Origin of the sequence: Sphingomonas gei, assembly GCF_004792685.1 — a bacterium.
GTDB lineage: Bacteria > Pseudomonadota > Alphaproteobacteria > Sphingomonadales > Sphingomonadaceae > Sphingomonas > Sphingomonas gei.
Genome location: NZ_SRXT01000002.1, coordinates 190,682 through 208,894, shown reverse-complemented (window position 1 = coordinate 208,894; position 18,213 = coordinate 190,682). Strand labels below are relative to the sequence as shown.

The following is an 18,213-nucleotide window of genomic DNA, read 5'->3' as shown; positions in this document are numbered from 1 at the left end:
CTATTCGAAGCGATTGGCGTCGCCCGCCATTTTTTGACCCCAACCAGCAGCCTCGGCCATCGCGATAAGTCGCCCGACTATCGCCAGCGAAGGCAGCCGTGCCTGTCCCCTGGCCGCTTGAAGCGAACCATCAGGTCGCTGCCAAATAAAACGATACCCCTCTTCAGGGTCGTCTTGAGGATGCACGTAGAGGCACCACTGCAGGCCCAGCCGCCAATCTCCAGCCTCTCCCAACCAAACTTGCTCACGCACGGACACATTCGTCTGACTAGCCATCACTAACCCCATGATCATTATGATCACGGTGATAATAGTGATCACTGCTATCGTCAAGCCAGTGCGATATCCGGCGCGTCCTCGGCCTTCATGCCGATGACATTGTAGCCGGCATCGACATGGTGCGTCTCGCCGGTAACGCCCGAGGCGAGGTCCGAGAGCAGGTAGAGCCCCGCCCCGCCGACATCCTCGATCGTCACGTTGCGCTTGAGCGGACTGTTGAGCTCGTTCCACTTGAGGATCAGGCGGAAGTCGCCGATCCCGCTCGCGGCGAGCGTCTTGATCGGCCCGGCCGAGATCGCGTTGACGCGGATATTGTCGCGGCCGAGATCGACCGCGAGATACTGGACGCTGGTCTCGAGCGCGGCCTTGGCGACTCCCATCACGTTGTAATGCGGGATCACCTTCTCGGCGCCGTAATAGCTGAGCGTCAGCAGGCTGCCGCCATCGGGCATCATCGCCGCCGCGCGCTTGGCGACCGCGACGAACGAATAGACGCTGATGTTCATCGTCATCAGGAAATTGTCGAGGCTGGTGTCGACATAACCGCCGCGCAGCTCGTTCTTGTCCGAAAAGCCGATCGCGTGGACGACGAAGTCGATCGTCGGCCAGCGCTCGGCCAACGTCACGAAGGTCTTGTCGAGCTCGGCCATGTCCGAGACGTCGCACTCGATCAGGAAGTCGCTGCCGAGCTGCTCGGCGAGCGGACGCACGCGCTTTTCGATCGCCTCACCCTGATAGCTGAACGCCAGTTCGGCGCCGTGCTCGCGCAATCTCTGGGCAATGCCCCAGGCCAGCGAACGATCGTTCGCCAGTCCCATGATCAACCCGCGCTTACCCTGCATCAATCCCGTCACGAAGCATTGTCCTTCTTATCGTGCGCCCCCTCTAGCCCGACCGGAGGCGTTTCGGCTAGCGCGGCGTTGAGTTCGGCGCCCGCGACCATCCCGAGCCCGATCAGATAGAAGAAGATCAAGGCGATCATCACCCCGGCAAGGCTGCCATAAGTGAGGTCATAGCTGCCGAGCGTGCTCAGCACCAACGGAAGCATTGCGGTGACGAACAACCACCACGCGGTAGTAAAGGCCGCACCGGGCCATTTGGGGCATTTGGAGTGGCGGTAGCGGCTCGGGGTCAGCGAATAGAACAATATGTACAATGCCCCGAACAAGGCGAGCGCCGGCGCGAACTTGGTCAGCGCGACGATTGACTGCGCCTGCGACGCCCAGGGCAGCAACTTGTAGATGAACTGCTCGACGCCGGTCAGGATCACCTGGAAGCTGAACGCCGCCATTGCGAGGATCACCGACGCGACGATCATTCCGATCGCCCCCAGCCGATAGCGCCAGAAGGGCGTGCTCGATTGCACGCCGTACGCCTGGCGCAGAATCCCCCGCAATGTCTCGATGAAACCCGCAGTGGTCCACAGCCCGACGATCGCGCCGAACCACAACAGATTGCCGGTGCGCGCCTGGAGCACGTCGGAAGCGGGTTTGCGCAGCACTTCGGCCACGTCGGGCGGGACGGTCTGGAGGAATGCCTCGAGCGTGCGGATCCCTTCGCTGCTCCGCCCGACCAACTGCGCGATCGCCGCGGCGACGATCACGAACGGGAACAGCGTGACCAGCGAGAGGTACGCCAGGTTGCCGGCATAGGTGAACCCCTCGTTGAAAGTGTCCACCGCGACGCGCTTGACCACGTAGAAGAACCTGGCCCCGATCCCGACTTTGCCGAGCGCCGCACGGATGCGGACGCGGCGGCCCGGCCTCGCCTCGGCGGCGTCGGTGATTTCCCCTTTTTTCACAAGGGCTCAGACGCCCATGCGGCCACGCGGGTTCCCTTTGTCCTGCCAACCCTGGACGAACTCGACCAGCGCGTCGTCATCGACCGGCAGATCGACCATCAACGTCACCAGCAAGTCGCCGCGGCCGCCGGCCTTCTTGTGGAAGCCGCGACCCTTGAGCCGCAGCGCCTTGCCCGAGGTCGAACCCTTGGGAACCTTGAGCATCACTGCGCCGTCGGGTGTCGGCACGCGCACTTCGGCGCCAAGCACCGCTTCGGACAGGCTCACCGGCAAATCGAGCCGGATATCGTCGCCTTCGCGCACGAAGAAGCGATGCGGTTGGACGTCGATGGTGACGATCGCATCGCCGAAACCGCCAGGACCTTCCTCGCCCTTGCCGGCGAGCCGCATCTGGGTGCCGGTCTCGACTCCGGCGGGAAGCTTGAGGTCGAGCGACTTGCCGTCGCGCAAGGTGACGCGCTGTGGCGCGAGCTTCGCCGCGTCTTCGAACGACACCGCGAGGCGATAGGCAACGTTCGCCCCCTTGGCCGCGGCCTTGCGCCCGAACCCGCCGAAACCGCCGCTGAAGCCGCCCCCGCCGCGTCGGGCGCCGCCGCCGCCGCCGAACAGCCCTTCGAAGATGTCGCCGATATCACCCGATTCCCCACCGAAATCGAAGCCGCCGGCGCCGCCCGGGCGAAAGCCGGCCTGCTGCCCGCCGCCGCCGAAGCCGAACGGCGCGGTGGGATTGCCGTCGCCGTCGATCTCGCCGCGATCGAAGCGCGCGCGTTTGTCCTTGTCGCTCAGCAAATCATATGCCGCGGTCACCAGGCTGAATTTCTCGGACGCCTTGGGATTGTCCTTGTTGCGGTCAGGGTGCAGCTCCTTGGCGAGTTTGCGATAGGCCTTTTTGATGTCGGCCTCGCTCGCGCCCCGCGCCACGCCCAGAGTTGCATACGGATCGGCCACTAAATTCCCCGTTCGATAATCACTAGATTGCAGCGCCCTTACAGGTGCTTTCCGCCCGCGAACATCGGCCCGCCATGCGCTTTGCGCAAGTCCGGCTCAGACCGGCGCTAGTTCGAGCGGCTCGACATCGACCGAGACGTGCATCTCCTGCGCGCCCCAACCGAGCACGATCCCGTCGATCGGCGCGACATCGGCATAGTCGCGGCCGATCGCGACGACGATGTGATCGCCCGCCATCCAGATGCCGTTGGTGGGATCGACGCCGACCCAGCCGAGCTGCGGCCCCGCCCAGACAAGCACCCAGGCATGCGTCGCATCGGCGCCGACCAGCCGCGGCTGCCCCGGCGGCGGCAGCGTGCGGATATAGCCCGAGACATAAGCGGCAGGCAGGCCGGCGGCGCGCAGTCCCGAGATCATGATTTGGGCGAAATCCTGGCAGACCCCGCCGCGCTGGCGGAACGCTTCGACAGGCGAGGTATCGACCAGCGTCGCCGTGGGGTCGAAAGCGAATTCGCGCTGGATGCGAAGCGCCAGCGCCAGCGCAGCCTCGAGCACCCCGCGCCGCGGATCAAGCTCGGCGGCGCACCATTCGGCGATGTCGCGGTCGAGCGGGATGCGCGGCGACGGGAAGAGATAGGCGGCCGGCCCGGCGGGCGATGCATCGCGGCTGGCGCGCGCGCGCTCGGCGATCTCCGCGACGCTGGGATCGGTATCGGCGAAGATCGGGATCGGGCGATCGACGCGAACCCTGGCGCGGCTCTCGATTGTGAGCGTACGCGCAGGCTGTTCGACCACCAGTCGCACGACATTGGCTAGCCCGGCCTCGGCGCGGGTGGGGTAAACACGACCCTGGGGTTCGATGATCAGCGCATGATCCTCGAGCGTCTGCCCGGACCAGTGGATCGGCTTGAGGCGGAGATTGTTGCGCGCGAACCCTACCGGCTCGGCATAAGCGAAGCGCGTGACGTGGCGGATCTGGTACAGCATCGCGCTCAGGCCAGGACGAGGCCGGCAGCGCGCAGCGGCTCGGCGCCCTGCAGGAAATAGCGCCGCGCGACCGCACTCGAAAGCCGCCCGAGCCGCGTTTCCAGATCGGCGAGCAGCGCATCGTCCAATCGCTGCGCATTGGTCGTCACCAGCAGCGCGGCGATCCCACGCGCCTGTTCCTGCTGGGCCTCGGCGAGACCGTCGTCTGAAAGCAAAGGCAGCTTGTTGAGGTGCGCCGAGATCGCCGCGACCTGGAAGACGAGCGCGCGCGGATTGTTGGGGTCGAGCGTCACCAGATCGAGCACCGGAATGCGCGCCATCCCGGTGAGATAGCGCTGGCGATAGCTGATCTGGCTGTCCATCAGGTCGAGCAGCGTCGACAGATCGTCGCTCGTCGCATCGGGCCCGCCAAAATTGCGGATGAAGCGGATCGCGCTCAGAGCGCGCTCGATCCGGCGCCCGATATCGTGGAAACGCCAGGCATCGGTGCGCGTCATGTGCTCGCTGGCGAGGCCGTTGAGTGCCGAATAGCGCCGCTGGAGCGAGCCGGCCTTGTCGAGCAGCACGCCGCGCTGCGGGAAAGGCGCATCGAGCAGGCGGATCATGTCGGCCGAAAGCCGCTCGCGCGACACCGCGCCGATCAGCCGCGCCTGCCGATTGATCGCGCGGACGCTGGACCAATCCTCCTCGCCTTCCAGCGCGGTGCGGGCGAGCTGAGTCAGGTCGGCGCGCTTGACGCCCTTGGGTTCCGGAGCGGCGCCCGAGGCGACGACCAGCCGGATCAGCCGCGCGACCGTGTCAGCGGCGAGCGCGGCGCCGGTGTCGGCGCTGATCGAATGGCCGAGCAGAACGCGGAGCAATTGCAGCAGCGCCTCTCCGCGCTCCAGATAGCGGCCGAGCCAGAACAAATTGTCGGCAACGCGGCTGGGCAACGTCCCCGGATTGCGGCGCAGCTGGGTGGTATCGCCCGAAGGCAGCAACGAGACCGGCGCGACCGGCTCAGGCCCATAAATGCAGACATCGGCCGACCACATCCCCTCGCCCATCACCGCGGCGCGCGGGTCGGGATGCTCGCCGATCCGCGCGAAGCCGCCGGGAAGCACCGTCCAGCGCCCGTCTTCGCCGCGCGCGGCGAAGACGCGCAGGGTGAACGGGCGCGGGGCAAGCGCGTCCTCGGCAATTGCGGGCATCGTCGAGAGGCGGACGACTTCCTGACCGACATAGTCCTGCGACCGGCGAGTCATATCGTCGAGCAACGCAGCACGCTGCTCCGGGTCGAGCGCAGCGCCGAGCACGGGCTTCCCCTCGGGCAAGCCGAGCGGCGCGACCCCGAACGCCGGCGCGACCAGCAGCGAATCCAGATTGGCGGTCACGTGCGCACGTTCGGTTTCCTGCCCGCACCACCAGGTGGCGATGTTCGGAAGGGTCAGCGGCGCGCCGGTCAGCACCTCGGCAAGCCTCGGCAGGAAGGCGGCGAACGCAGGCGATTCGAGCAGTCCCACGCCAGGCGCGTTGGCGATGACGACATTTCCCGCCACCATCGCGTCGATCACCCCGGGCACGCCGATCGTCGAATGCGAGTCGAGCGCGAGCGGATCGAGCAGCCGCGGATCGAGCCGGTGCCACAGCGCATCCACGCGCTTCAGCCCCGCGATGGTGCGGACGTAGAGCTTGTCGTCGAGCACCGCGAGATCGGCACCCTCGACCAGCAGGAATCCGAGATAGCGCGCAAGATGCGCCTGCTCGGCATAGCTGGGATTGAGCCGCCCCGGCGTGAGCAAGGCGATACGCGGTTCGGCGCGCCGGCACGCCGCGGCCAAGCCTTCGCGAAACGCCGCGAAGAACGGCGCGTGGCGCTCGACGTTGAGCCGCCCCGGCAACTCGCCCAGGGTCCGCGCCATTGCCAGCCGGTTCTCAAGTGCATAGCCGGCGCCCGCCGGCGCGCGGAGGTGATCGGCGAGCACGCGCCACTCCCCGCTCGGCCCGCGGCAGAGATCGGCGGCGACGAACTGGAGGTGGTGACCGCCGGGCGGCTCGAGCCGGGCGAGCGGCCGCAGGAAATACGGGCTGCCGGTGACCAGAGCGGCGGGAACGTGCCCGTCGCTGACCAGCTGCCCTTCGCCGTACAGATCCTGGAGAACGGCTTCGAGAAGGTCGGCGCGCTGGACGATCCCCCCGGCAATCCCGTCCCATTCGGCCTTTTCGATCAGCAGCGGAACCGGCGACAGCGGCCAGGGGCGCTCTTCGCCCTCATCTACGATCCGGAACCCCGTGCCGATATCCTCGGCGTGGCGCTGCGCGCGCTCACGGGCATTGGCGAGACCTTCGCCCGAAAGCGCGGCAAGCTCCTCGAACAAGGCAGTCCAGGCAGGGTCGCCGCCCTGAACGCAGAGCACGTCACTCTCCGCGACATGCGCGCAATAGTCGACGATCCACCGGTGCGCGATGGTGGCGGCGTCGAACAAGGTTGTCGCGGCGCGGCTGGCCAAAATGCTTCCTCCGAGGGCGGCGTTGATGGGGGAAACCATGGTGCAAGGCAACAAGCGATGCAGGACAGATGGACCGCGTCGGCTCTGAAACTGGCGGGGGCATCGCCGGCATTACCGTCGACACCCCCGTCGGTATCTCATTTATCCTCAGCGTCACACGACGCGGGGCATTTCAACAAACTCCGAGGCTGATAACAAGTCTCGCCCACAGCTTCGATGCCCGTTGGCCGCTGCCTCAATCCTGCAGCGCAGGCTCCACCGGCTTGGTCTTGCCGGCGCCAGGACCGGCACCGAGATCGGCGCCCGTCGTCGGATCGGAAGTGGGGTCAGACTGGTTGCGCAGCATCATCTGTTTCAGCGCGGCCTTGTCGTCCTTGTCGAGCTTCACCGTTGCAGTGCCGTCGCCGTCGTCGATCGGCATGGCCTGCTCGAGATCGTCGATACGCTCCCACTGCTCGCCCGAATTCCACGGACCTTCCATATCGCCTTCGCCCTGCGAGGCATTGACGTAGACGCTGGCATATTGCTCCATCCCCGGCAGCTTGCCCGGTGGGAAGTTGTTCTCGATCGAATAGAGCGCCTTCTCGAACGACTTCTGGTGGGCAATCTCACGCGTCATCAGAAAGCCGAGCGCCTCCTTGATCCCGGGATCGTCGGTGATGTTGATCAGCCGCTCATAGACGATCTTGGCGCGGCTCTCCGCGGCGATGTTCGATCGCAGGTCGACCGTCGGCTCGGAGCGCGTGTCGACATAGGCCGCGGTCCACGGGACGCCGGCCGAATCGACCAGTGCCGGCCCGCCGCCGAACAGCAGCGATTCCTTCGCGCTGGTGCCGGTCTGCCCGACCATCGCGAACAGCTCGGCCTCGTCCTGCTGCGCCTCGGACAGCTGCGCCCGCACCCCCTTGTTGAGCATGGTGACGATCGTGCCGATGATCTCGAGATGGCTCAGCTCTTCGGTGGCGATGTCGAGCAGCAGATCGCGCCGGCCGGCATCTTCCTCGCCCAGCCCTTGCGTAAAATAGCGCATGGCCGCGGCGAGCTCGCCATCGGCGCCGCCGAACTGCTCCAGCATCATGCAGGCCAGTCTCGGATTGGGCTCGGATACGCGAACGGTATATTGCAGGCGTTTATTGTGCATGAACATGATGTCGTCTCCTATGCGAGAGACTGAACAAGAGCGGCGCTATGTAGTTGCTCAACAATCAAATTTTAAATACTAGCCTATGTTATTGCGACACGGTCGCCCCACGCACCTCTGCGGATCGTTTCGGTATCGTTGCCAAAATTGGGTTTTGGCAATCCTGGGCCGGCCTTCATCGATACTGGGTGGCGAACCCACTCTAGGCGGGTTTGGCTGGAGGTATAGCTCCGCCGTTTCCCCTGAAATTGAATGAACCGCGGACCTTTATCCGCTGGCTTGCACGACCCAACCGATGGTGCGGCGACGCAAAATGCGCTTGCACCGTATTTAGTATACCGTATCTTATCCCATATCCGCATCGGTAGGGACATGCTGGGCGGCCGCGGGAATAATGAGGGGAAAATCGGTATGAAGGTTGATCGTGAATGGTACGGCGTTAGCGTAACTGCCCTGGCACTGGTGCTCGCGCACCCCGCCTCGGCGCAGCAAACCACCAGCGCGGAGGTCCCGCAGGAAAGCGGAGCCCGCGACGCCGCGGTTGCCGAAAACGAGAGCCAGGCACGCGGCGACGCCGATTCGGATCGCGAGGTTCTCGTCACCGGCACGCGCATCCGGCGTACCGACGTTTCCACTGCGACCCCGATCACCGTCATCGACAAGGAGATGATCACCCAGCGCGGGCTCGGCCGGCTCGACGAGACGCTGAGCGCCATTCCGCAGATCGCACCGATGCTGGGCGAGCGCGGCAGCAACGATCCCCGGCTCGGGCCGGCGCGGATCAACCTGCGCAAGCTCGGCGCGGGGCGCACGCTCAACCTGCTCAACGGCGAGCGGATGACCAACGACGTCAACATCATCCCCTCGGCGCTGATCGAGCGCGTCGATGTGCTGACCGGCGGCGCCTCGGCGGTCTATGGCTCGGACGCGATCGCGGGCGTGGTCAACTTCATCGTCAAGCGGCGCTTCCAGGGCATCGAGCTCAACGCGGAGGCGAGCACGCAGCAGAGCACCAACGATAACGATACCATGCTCAACCTGCTCGACGAGGCAGGCTATCCGCGCCCCGACCGCAACGTATGGGGCGGCCAGCAATATTTCGCGAGCCTGACCGCGGGCACCAACTTCGCCGACAATCGTGGCAATATCAGCCTGTTCGGCAGCTATCGGCGCACCGAGCCGATGGAGTTCAGTGCGTTCGACCACACCGCCTGCCCGCTCTACATGAACCCGCAGAATCCATTGCCTGCGGTGCAGCAGAACGATCAATGGGCGTGCGGCTATACCGAGTATAACCCGTATAACTGGTTCTATGCCGGCGGGCAGGAATGGACCAACGCCACCGATGGCTCGCGCAACTGGAGGCCCTATGATGTCGCCGACATCGTCCGCAATCCGCAGAAGGATTATCTGCAGCGCAGCACCCGCACCTATAATGCCGGCGGCTTCGCCAGCTTCGATTTCAGCGACGCGCTGAAGTTCGACGCCAATTTCCTCTACACCCGCTACAAGCAGCACGGCCGCAACGCCCAGGCGGTGGGCTTCTACGCCCCCGATTTCCAGATGCCGTGCGACAATCCGTTCATGAGCCAGCAGCAGGCGACCATCGTGTGCGGCGCCAACGCTGGCGTCGCGGGCGAGACCGGCACCTTCTCGATGACGGTGTTCCGCCCGGATTATGCGAACGACTATTACAACGACATCAGCGACTGGCGCGGCGCCGCGCATCTCAGCGGCAAGATCACCGACGAGATCAGCTTCGACCTGAGCGGCCAGAAATCACGCCGTATCGAGAAGTACGAGGGCACCAATATCTTCGACTATTGGGTGATGGTCGATCGCTTCACCAAGGCAATGCAAGTGGTGAATTCCAACGGCAAGCCGACCTGCACCTCGGTGATCGACGGCAGCGATCCGGCCTGCGTCCCCCTCGACGCCTTCAGCACCGCCGGTCCCGATGCCGCGGTGTGGGACTATGTCACGCGGACCGGCGGCAGCCGTGTCCAGATCGACCAGATGGTGCTCAACGGCTCGGTCTCGGGCACGCTCGGTGCGCTCGGCCTCAAGAGCCCGTTCGCGGACAGCGCGTTGGGCTTCGCGATCGTCGCAGAGCACCGCTGGAATCGCGTGTCGGAATCGGGCAGCGGCGCCTATGACTGGTGGTCGCGCTATGCCTCGTCCGACGTGGTCGACGAACTGGGCGGCGAGCTCGAATTGCCGCTGATCCAGAACAAGCCGTTCATCCAGGAACTCACCGTCAGCGGTGCCTATCGCCTGTCCGACTATCGCTCGCTCGACAGCATGGTGCATACCTGGAAGGCCGACTTCACGTATCGTCCTTTCAACGGACTGGGCTTCCGCGGCAGCCTCAACAAGGCGCTGCGCCAGGGCGTGCTCGAGCGGCTGCAGACCGCCAACCCGTATAACGGCACCTTCCGCGACTTCTGCGCGCCGCCTGGGCCTGGCTCGACGCTCACGCGCTACACCTTCGAACAATGCGCCGCGAGCGGACTCACCCAGGCGCAATATGACGCGCTGGGCAATTATAACGGCTGCGACACCAATGGCCTGTGCCAGGTTCTCTACCGGCCCGGCGGCAACCCCGAACTACAGCCGGAAAAGTCGCGCAGCGTCACGCTGGGCGTGGTCGCCCAGCCGCGCTTCCTGCGCGGGCTGACGGCTTCGTTCGATTATTTCGCGATCAAGATCACCGGCGCGTTCGAATGGATCCGCACCGATCTGGTCGCGGACCAGTGCTACAACCAGAAGGTGTCCTTTTATTGCGGACTGATCACCCGCGATCCCGCGACCGGCGCCGTGACCGAGATCAACGCGCGCTACATGAACTCGGGCTTCGTCGAAACCAAGGGCTACGATTTCGCGCTGAGCTACAATTGGGCGAACCCGTCCCAGCTGATCGGGATGAACATCGGCAGCCTCAATTTCGGGATCAACGGCACGATCAACACCACCTACAACCGGCAGTTCGCGCCTAATTCCCCGGTCTATTCGTGCCTCGGCTATTTCGGCTTCTTCTGCACCGAGCCGTCGCCGAAATATCGCCATTACGCCTCGATCGGCTGGGGTATGCCCTGGAAAGGCAATATCAACCTGCTGTGGCGCTATGCGTCGTCGACCAGGAACTCGAAACTCGCGCCCAACGCGCCGCTGGCCGCCCGGCCGTCGCCAAGCAACACCGACAATTACCCGCTGATCGCCAAGATGCCTGCGCTCAGCCTGTTCGACCTGGCGGTGAGCTATCCGATCAGCCGCGCGGTCGACATACGCTTCAACGTGCAGAACCTGTTCGACAAGGATCCGCCGATGGTCGGCAATGCCGACGCCGGCACCGGCAGCTGGTTCAATACCTATCCCCAGTACGACTCGTGGGGCCGCACGCTGCGGCTGGGCATTCGCGCTCGGATCTGGTGAGGCGAAAGGCCGGGCGGCTCGGCCGCTCGGCCGAACATAGATAAGGAGACCCGCTCATTTTTTGCCGCTCACTCCTTGGTGTCGCTCTCGCGATACTGGCGGCGCCGGCAGCGGCGCAGACCGAACCCAGGGAATGGGAGCAACCCGGCGTATTCCGCGAAGGCGCCGAGCCGATGCACGCGACTTTCGCGGGCTTCGAATCCCGAGCCGGCGCGATCACGGGCGATCGCCGGCGATCACGATATCATCTCTCGCTCGACGGCGACTGGCGCATCCGCTTGTCGCCCAGCCCCGAAGCGCGGCCGCAGGGTTTCGAGCAACCGGACTTCGACGTTTCCCTGTGGCGCACCATGAAGGTGCCCGGCATCCTCCAGGCGGAGGGGTTTGGAGCGCCGGTGTTCGTCGGCAGCGGCTATCCGTTTCCGCGCAACCAGCCGTGGATCGACCACAAGCGCAACGAGGTCGCTTCGTACCGCCGCGACTTCACGATGCCCGCGCATTTCGCCGGGCGTCGCCTGCTGCTGAACGTCGGGGCGGCGGGCGCGGCTTATTATATCTGGGTCAACGGCAGGCGGGTCGGCTATTCGGAGGATTCCAAGCTTCCGGCCGAGTTCGACGTCACTGCTTATGCCCGTACTGGCCGCAACACGGTCGCGATCGAGCTGTATCGCTATGCCGACGGCAGCTATTTGGAAGATCAGGACTTCTGGCGAGTCAACGGCATCGAACGCAGCGTAACGCTCTACGCCGCCCCCGCCACGCGAATCCGCGACTTTTCCGTCGAAGCCGGGTTGGACAATGGCTATCGCGACGGACGGCTGGACCTGACCGTGGCGGTCGCCGGCGCCGCTGACGCGGTCCGCCTTCGCGCCACGCTGCTGGACGGAAAGAATGCGGTGCTGGTGCGCGAAGCGACTCCCGACAGCGCCCGGAACGTCAGAATCGGAGCCGACGTCCCCCGCGCGCGGCAGTGGAGCGCGGAGAGCCCGGCGCTCTACACCTTGCTGATCGAGTTGCTCGATGCCAGAGGCCGGCTGATCGAGGCGGCCAGCAGCCGCATCGGCTTCCGCACGGTCGAGATCGCCGAGGGCGAAGTGCGGGTGAACGGGCGCCGGATCATGATCCGCGGCGTCAATCGGCACGAGCATGATCCGCGCACGGTGCGCATCGTGTCCGACGCGACGCTGCGCCGCGATCTCGAGTTGATGAAGACGGCCAACGTCAACGCGCTGCGGCTGTCGCATTATCCCAATGACGAGCGGATCTACGCGCTGGCCGACGAGATCGGGCTGTACGTGATGGACGAGGCCAATATCGAGAGCCATGGCTATCTGAGCCTGTCGCAGCAGAACGGCAACGCGCCCGAGCATCTGCTCGGCTACAAGCCCGAATGGGCGGCGGCGCATCTCGACCGGGTCCAGCGCATGGTCGAGCGCGACAAGAACCATCCGTCGATCCTCTTCTGGTCGCTCGGCAACGAAACCGGAGTCGGGCCCGCTTTCGAGGCGGCCGCCAAATGGGTGAAGACACGCGACCGGACGCGGCTGGTCAGCTTTCTCGGCTGGAGCATGAGCGGCTGGCGCCACCCGGTGAACGCCTATGTCGATATCTTCGCGCCGATGTACGACGATATTGAGAAGATGGTGGACTATGCCGAGCGCGGCGAATTCACCCAGCCGCTGATCCTGTGCGAATATGCCCATGCGATGGGCAACAGCCTCGGCAATTTCCAGGATTATTGGGACACGATCCGCGCGCACCGCAAGCTGCAGGGCGGCTTCGTCTGGGACTGGGTCGATCAGACGCTGATCCGGAAAGACGCGCGGGGCCGCGACTATTGGGCGCAGGGCCCCGACTTCGCCAATGTGGGCGGCGACGACAGCCCGGTCGGCGACGGGGTGATCCAGTCCGACCGCACGCCGAACCCGGCATATTTCGAGATGGCCAAGGTCTATGCGCCGATCGCCTTCGAGCGGACGGGGGAAGGTTTTGCGATCCTCAACCGCCACGATCACATCAATCTGTCGCGCTTCGCGCTGGACTGGGCGGTGCTGGAGGATGGCAAGGAAAGCGCGCGCGGCACGCTGGTCACCCCACAAGTGGCGGCGGGTGGGCGCGCGCCGCTCGCACTGGCATTGCCGGAGACGAAGGACCCTGCAGCGGAGCGCATCGTGATATTGCGCGCCCGCGCCAGGGGCGGAGCGATACCACTGGTCGAGGCAGGCCATGTCGTCGGTTGGGAGCAGTTCGCGCTGACGGGGCCGCGCGCGCTTCCGGCACTGTTCAATGCCGTGGGGCCGGTTGATCAAGGCGAAGTGCTGCGCCTGTCTGCTGCGGATGCGGTGCTGGAGGTGGACAAGAAGACCGGTCTGGTCCGGCGCTATGCGCGCGGCGGAACGACTTTGGTCACCGGCGGGGCGCCCGATTTCTGGCGCGCGCCGACCGACAACGACATCGGCACCGGCATCCCTACGACGCACGCGATGTGGAAGCATTTCAGCGAGAACCGCCGGCTCGACGCACTGCGCGTGGAAGGCGACGCGATCGTCGTGACTCACGGCATGGGGGTGGGCTCGGTCCAGATGGAGACCCGCTGGACGATGGGCGGGGACGGCACCGCCCGCGCCGACGTGGCGTTCGTGCCGCTGCGCGACGACCTGCCGGATCCGCTGCGCGTCGGCCTGGCCTTTCGCACCCCACCGGTACTGGATCGCGTGCGCTGGTATGGGCGGGGCCCGTACGAAACCTATGTCGATCGCAAGACCAGCGGCCTGTTCGGCCTGTGGAGCGGCGCCTTGGCCGACCAATATCACGATTATGCCCGCCCGCAGGAAAGCGGCACCAAGCAGGACGTACGCTGGATCGAGTTGGCGGACGCGCGCGGGCGCGGATTCCGCCTGACCGGTTCGCAGCCCCTGGCGATGAACGCGCTCGCTTTCCCCTATGCCGATCTCGCGCAGAAGCCGCCCGGCAAAGCACATAGTTCCGACATCCGCCCGCATGACGAGGGCACGCTGCTGGTCGACGCAGCGCAAGCCGGCGTCGGCGGCGACACCGGATGGAGCCTCGATGGAAGACCGCATATGAAATACCGCGTGCCGCTCAAGCCGATCCGCTGGTCGTTCACGCTGGGCGCGGCGCAATGAGGCAGCTGTTGCTCGCACTCGCTTTGCTCGCCGGACCCGCGGCCGCGCAGTCGCCCAGGGAAGCGCGCATTCAGCGTTCGATCGATCTGCGCGAGCAATGGCAATGGCTCACCCGGGACATCGCGTTTCCCGCCGAATGGGACGAGGATGGGCGCCGCTTCCACTATCGCAAGACAGTCGCGGGCGGTTTCGCCTTTGTCGATATGGACGCGAAGACGCGCAGGAAGCGTGCGGCCTTCGACGCCGCGGCGCTCGCGCGGGCGCTGGGCAGGCTGCTCGGCACCCCCGTCGATCCGTTGCGGTTGCCGTTCGAGCACTTCGCCTTTGTCGACAATCGCAGCGCGATCGTCGCGATGATCGACTACGCACCGATTCGTTGCACGCTGGCGGTTCCGCGATGCGAGAAGGTAGTGGATCGCAGCCGCCCGCGCGGCTTCGGCGTAGTGCGCGATCTGAAAATGCCCGCGCGCAACGATCCGCACCGCTCGCCCGACGGCAGGCTGGAAGCGCTGGTGTTGGACGACAATCTCGTCGTGCGCGCGGCGGGCGGGGGGCGCGAGCTCTGGCACAGCCAGGACGGCAGCGCCGCCGACTTCTACGATCCCGAGAGCATCGAATGGGCGCCGGACGGGCGTCATCTCGCGCTATATCGCGTTCGCCCAGGCTATCGCCGCGTCGTGACTCGCGTGGTGGCGGCGCCTCCCGGCCGCGTCCAGCCCGAGGTTGTCGAGCAGCTCTATCCCAAGCCCGGCGACGCAGTGGATCAGGAGCGCCCGGTGATCTTCGATACCGGTTCGGGCCGGCGCATCCACGTTGCCGAGGCGCTGTTTCCCAATCCCTGGCGGCTCTCCGATCTGAAATGGCGCAAGGACGGACGCAGCCTTGCCTTCGGGTATATGCGCCGCGGATTCGGCGCAGCGAAAGTCATTGCCGTCGACGCCGACACCGGCGCGGCGCACGCCGCGATAAGCGAGGACAGCAATACCTTCGTGTTCGACGAACGCCGCTTCCTGCACGACGTCGGCGGAGAAGGCCGCGAATTGATCTGGGCCTCGGAACGCAGTGGCTGGCGGCATCTGTACCTGATCGACGGCGCAACCGGGAAGGCGACGCCGATCACCACAGGGCAATGGGTGGTGCGCGACATCGTCCACGTCGATGACACGAAGCGCCGCATATGGTTCTCGGCGAGCGGTGTCACGCCGGGGGAGGATCCCTATCACAAGCACTGGTTCCGCGTGGATTTCGACGGGACCAACCTCGTCCGCCTGACCCAGGGCGACGAAACCCACGACGCGAGCTTCTCGCCCGATGCGCGGCTCTTCGTCGACGTGCATTCACGCACCGACCGGCCCGAGATTGCCGAACTGCGCGACGGTGAAACCGGCCGGGTGATCGCGACGCTGGAGCAGGGCGATGCCACTGCGCTCGCCGCCGCCGGCTTCCGCCCGCCGCAGACGTTCGTCGCCAAGGGCCGCGACGGCGTTACCGACATTTGGGGGCTGGTCGTGCGTCCGCGCGATTTCGATCCCGCCAGGCGCTATCCGGTGATCGAAAACATCTATGCCGGCCCGCACGACAGCTTCGTCCCCAAGGGCTTCTGGCCGTTTGGCGGGTTCTCGGGCGGCGACAAGGCGATGGGTATGCAGCAGATCGCCGATCTGGGGTTCATCGTCGTGATGATCGACGGGATGGGGACCGCCAACCGATCCAAGGCGTTCCATGACGTCGCGTGGAAGCATCTCGACGATTCCGGATTCCCCGACCGCATCCTGTGGATGAAGGCGCTGGCCGCCAAGGACCCGTCGCTCGATCTCGGCCGGGTCGGGATTTACGGCGGCTCCGCGGGTGGGCAGAGCACGCTGAACGCGCTGCTCTTTCACCCGGAATTCTATAAAGCGGGCGTCGCATTTGCCGGCTGCTTCGACAATCGCATGGACAAGATCGACTGGAACGAACAGTGGCTCGGCTGGCCGGTCGACAAGAGCTACCTCGATGCATCCGGCGTGGTCCATGCCGACAAGCTCGAGGGCAAGCTCCTGCTGGTGGTGGGCGAGCAGGACTCCAACGTCGATCCCGCCTCCACCTTGCAGGTCGTCGATGCGCTGATCCGCGCGAACAAGGACTTCGAGCTGCTCGTCATCCCCAATGGCGAGCACAGCGCCGGCCGATCCAGCGGTCCGGTTTCGTATGCCCAGCGGCGGCAATATGATTTCTTCCTGCGCACGCTCGGGGGCATGCCGGCCGGCGACTAACCGGCCGCGAGCCCGGAATTGGCTCGTCCGCCGAAGCTGATCAGCGTTGCTTCTTGGCCGTGGTCGCGGTGAAATCCGGGGCTTTGTTCGCCACCCAATCGACAAATTTGCGCACATTGGGGTTGGCCAGCAGGCCCTCCACATCCATCCCGTGGCGCTGGAGTTCGGAATTGGTGAAATTGGCGATCAGCGTCTGCTGGCAGATGGGGTGCATGGGCACTACGTCACGCCCGCCCCGGCTCTTGGGCACGGGATGGTGCCAGACGATGGTCTTGCCGGCAGGCCGGCCGCACAGCCAGCACACTATAACCGTCGCCGGAGCCTCCTCCGCGCGATGCAAGTCTCCATAGGGATCCTGTTTCGAATGCTTGCGGGCCATGCGTCTATCTGAATGCCTAATCCTGCGCTGCCCCTATAGCGCTGCAATCGACATTACTACATCGGCATCTCCATTCCAGGGTCCTGCCGCGAACCTGCACCGCTGAACGCCGGCTGCCCTCGCGTCAGAAGCTGGCACGCCTTGGATAGGACCTGGCGATGGTCCATGTTAGCGGAGACCGGCAGGTCCCGGATGCGGGGCAACTGCTTGTCGGGTCAGAAAGAAAGACGGTGCTGCCGCCCTATGAAATCGACTGATGAGTCCTTGGAAGAGCTCGGCTGGACTGATTTTTTCAGCGAACAGGTCTCGGCCGAGGAGGCGGAGCAATGCCATCCCGTCCGGGTAATGGCCGTCCATCGCGGTAAGATCGCAGTCACGGGCGCGGGGTTACAGCACTCGGTTACACCCTATATTCCCGGCGCCTTGCCCTCGGACGATCATCCGACGGTCGGCGACTGGCTGCTGATCGATAACGCGACGCTGCAACCGACACGCGTCCTTCGTCGGCTGAACCTGTTCAAACGGCGCGCGGGCGATCGGCACAAGGAGCAGATGATCGCCGCAAACGTCGATACGCTGTTCATCGTTGCCTCCTGCAATCAGGATTTCAGCGTCGCGCGGCTGGAGCGCTATCTGGTGCTGGCGCGCGACGTGGGCGTGAACCCGGTTGTCGTTCTCACCAAGACCGACCTGACGGAAACCCCGGACGCGTTCGCGGCGGCGGCACGCGCGATCGAGCCAGGGTTGCAGGTCGAAACTGTCAACGGCCGCGACCCCGCCAGCGCAGCGTGCCTCGCCGCCTGGTGCGGCAAAGGCAAGACCGTAGCGCTTCTGGGTTCTTCGGGCGTGGGCAAATCGACGCTCGTCAACACCTTGCGCGGTTCGGACAGCATTGCCACCCAGGCAATCCGCGCGAGTGACGATACCGGGCGCCACACGACCACCGTGCGCGAAATGCACCGGCTCGATCGGGGCGGCTGGCTGCTCGACACGCCGGGCATGCGCGAATTGCAACTGTCCGACGCGGCCGCCGGGATATCGGAGATTTTCGACGATTTTCTCCTGGTGGCACAGCGCTGTCGCTTCTCAAACTGCTCGCATGGCAGCGAGCCTGGCTGCGCCGTTCAAGCGGCGATCGCCGAGGGCATGCTGACATCGGAGCGTTTCAATCGCTGGCGCCAACTGGCCGCTGAGGACAGCGTCGCCGCCGCATATCTTGCGAAGCGCCGCCGATAGAGCGATCAACTAGGTGTTCAGGCACCGAGACCGAACATCGACGGATCTCGCCAGCCTCGCGCCCTATTTGCCGGCACCCGGCGCGCGTCGCGCGTCAAAAAACGAGCCGCGTAGCGGCGG

General features: G+C 65.3%; 12 protein-coding genes. 4 read left to right on the top strand and 8 right to left on the bottom strand.

Translation table 11 applies throughout. The features are described from left to right. The 7 genes from E5A73_RS21585 to E5A73_RS05060 all read right to left on the bottom strand — a co-directional run bounded on the left by E5A73_RS21585 (window position 1) and on the right by E5A73_RS05060 (window position 7,651). Window positions 1-333 carry a hypothetical protein gene (locus tag E5A73_RS21585; RefSeq protein WP_206366385.1) on the bottom strand — a complete coding sequence of 111 codons (333 nt, stop codon included), beginning with the start codon at window positions 331-333 and terminating at the stop codon, window positions 1-3. Continuing rightward, a complete protein-coding gene (gene fabI / locus E5A73_RS05085; protein WP_135962723.1) occupies window positions 330-1,133 on the bottom strand; it encodes an enoyl-ACP reductase FabI in 804 nt (267 codons plus the stop codon). The genes E5A73_RS21585 and fabI overlap by 4 nt, the downstream gene beginning before the upstream one ends. Beyond that, the gene (locus E5A73_RS05080) at window positions 1,130-2,080 is read right to left on the bottom strand and encodes a YihY/virulence factor BrkB family protein (RefSeq protein WP_420822561.1); all 951 of its coding nucleotides are present in this window, start codon (window positions 2,078-2,080) and stop codon (window positions 1,130-1,132) included. The genes fabI and E5A73_RS05080 overlap by 4 nt, the downstream gene beginning before the upstream one ends. A gap of 6 nt (window positions 2,081-2,086) precedes the next feature. Next, on the bottom strand, window positions 2,087-3,028 hold the full coding sequence (locus tag E5A73_RS05075; protein WP_135962722.1) for a DnaJ C-terminal domain-containing protein: 942 nt from the start codon (window positions 3,026-3,028) through the stop codon (window positions 2,087-2,089). Between the two features lie 96 nt (window positions 3,029-3,124). Further along, window positions 3,125-4,015: a transglutaminase family protein gene (locus E5A73_RS05070; RefSeq protein ID WP_135962721.1), complete on the bottom strand. Its 891-nt coding sequence runs from the start codon at window positions 4,013-4,015 to the stop codon at window positions 3,125-3,127. A gap of 5 nt (window positions 4,016-4,020) precedes the next feature. Further along, a complete protein-coding gene (locus tag E5A73_RS05065) occupies window positions 4,021-6,504 on the bottom strand; it encodes a circularly permuted type 2 ATP-grasp protein (protein WP_135962720.1) in 2,484 nt (827 codons plus the stop codon). A 235-nt stretch (window positions 6,505-6,739) separates the two neighbouring features. Then, window positions 6,740-7,651, bottom strand: coding sequence for a manganese catalase family protein (locus E5A73_RS05060; protein WP_135962719.1), 912 nt, complete (start codon window positions 7,649-7,651; stop codon window positions 6,740-6,742). A 405-nt stretch (window positions 7,652-8,056) separates the two neighbouring features. Between E5A73_RS05060 and E5A73_RS05055 the strand changes: the two genes are divergently transcribed. From E5A73_RS05055 to E5A73_RS05045, 3 genes are all read left to right on the top strand, one after another. Further along, a complete protein-coding gene (locus tag E5A73_RS05055) occupies window positions 8,057-11,077 on the top strand; it encodes a TonB-dependent receptor domain-containing protein (RefSeq protein WP_168355811.1) in 3,021 nt (1,006 codons plus the stop codon). A gap of 173 nt (window positions 11,078-11,250) precedes the next feature. Beyond that, on the top strand, window positions 11,251-14,223 hold the full coding sequence (locus tag E5A73_RS05050; RefSeq protein WP_135962717.1) for a glycoside hydrolase family 2 TIM barrel-domain containing protein: 2,973 nt from the start codon (window positions 11,251-11,253) through the stop codon (window positions 14,221-14,223). Continuing rightward, window positions 14,220-16,478, top strand: a complete 2,259-nt coding sequence (locus E5A73_RS05045) for a DPP IV N-terminal domain-containing protein (RefSeq protein ID WP_135962716.1) — start codon at window positions 14,220-14,222, stop codon at window positions 16,476-16,478. Before E5A73_RS05050 ends, E5A73_RS05045 begins: the two co-directional genes overlap by 4 nt. Window positions 16,479-16,518: 40 nt before the next feature. Here the strand turns inward: E5A73_RS05045 and E5A73_RS05040 are convergent, their stop codons facing one another. After that, window positions 16,519-16,857, bottom strand: coding sequence for a hypothetical protein (locus E5A73_RS05040; protein WP_135962715.1), 339 nt, complete (start codon window positions 16,855-16,857; stop codon window positions 16,519-16,521). Window positions 16,858-17,100: 243 nt separating this feature from the next. Here E5A73_RS05040 and rsgA point away from each other — a divergent pair, with 243 nt between their 5' ends. After that, the gene (gene rsgA, locus E5A73_RS05035) at window positions 17,101-18,093 is read left to right on the top strand and encodes a ribosome small subunit-dependent GTPase A (RefSeq protein ID WP_135962714.1); all 993 of its coding nucleotides are present in this window, start codon (window positions 17,101-17,103) and stop codon (window positions 18,091-18,093) included. The last annotated feature ends 120 nt before the right edge of the window (window positions 18,094-18,213 follow it).

Bases quoted from the DNA above. Each gene is read 5' to 3' on its own strand.
- E5A73_RS05070 (WP_135962721.1), bottom strand. From the start codon at position 4,015: ATGCTGTACCAGATCCGCCACGTCACGCGCTTCGCTTATGCCGAGCCG.
- E5A73_RS05060 (WP_135962719.1), bottom strand. From the start codon at position 7,651: ATGTTCATGCACAATAAACGCCTGCAATATACCGTTCGCGTATCCGAG.
- E5A73_RS05055 (WP_168355811.1), top strand. From the start codon at position 8,057: ATGAAGGTTGATCGTGAATGGTACGGCGTTAGCGTAACTGCCCTGGCA.
- E5A73_RS05050 (WP_135962717.1), top strand. From the start codon at position 11,251: ATGCACGCGACTTTCGCGGGCTTCGAATCCCGAGCCGGCGCGATCACG.
- E5A73_RS05045 (WP_135962716.1), top strand. From the start codon at position 14,220: ATGAGGCAGCTGTTGCTCGCACTCGCTTTGCTCGCCGGACCCGCGGCC.
- E5A73_RS05040 (WP_135962715.1), bottom strand. From the start codon at position 16,857: ATGGCCCGCAAGCATTCGAAACAGGATCCCTATGGAGACTTGCATCGC.
- rsgA (WP_135962714.1), top strand. From the start codon at position 17,101: ATGAAATCGACTGATGAGTCCTTGGAAGAGCTCGGCTGGACTGATTTT.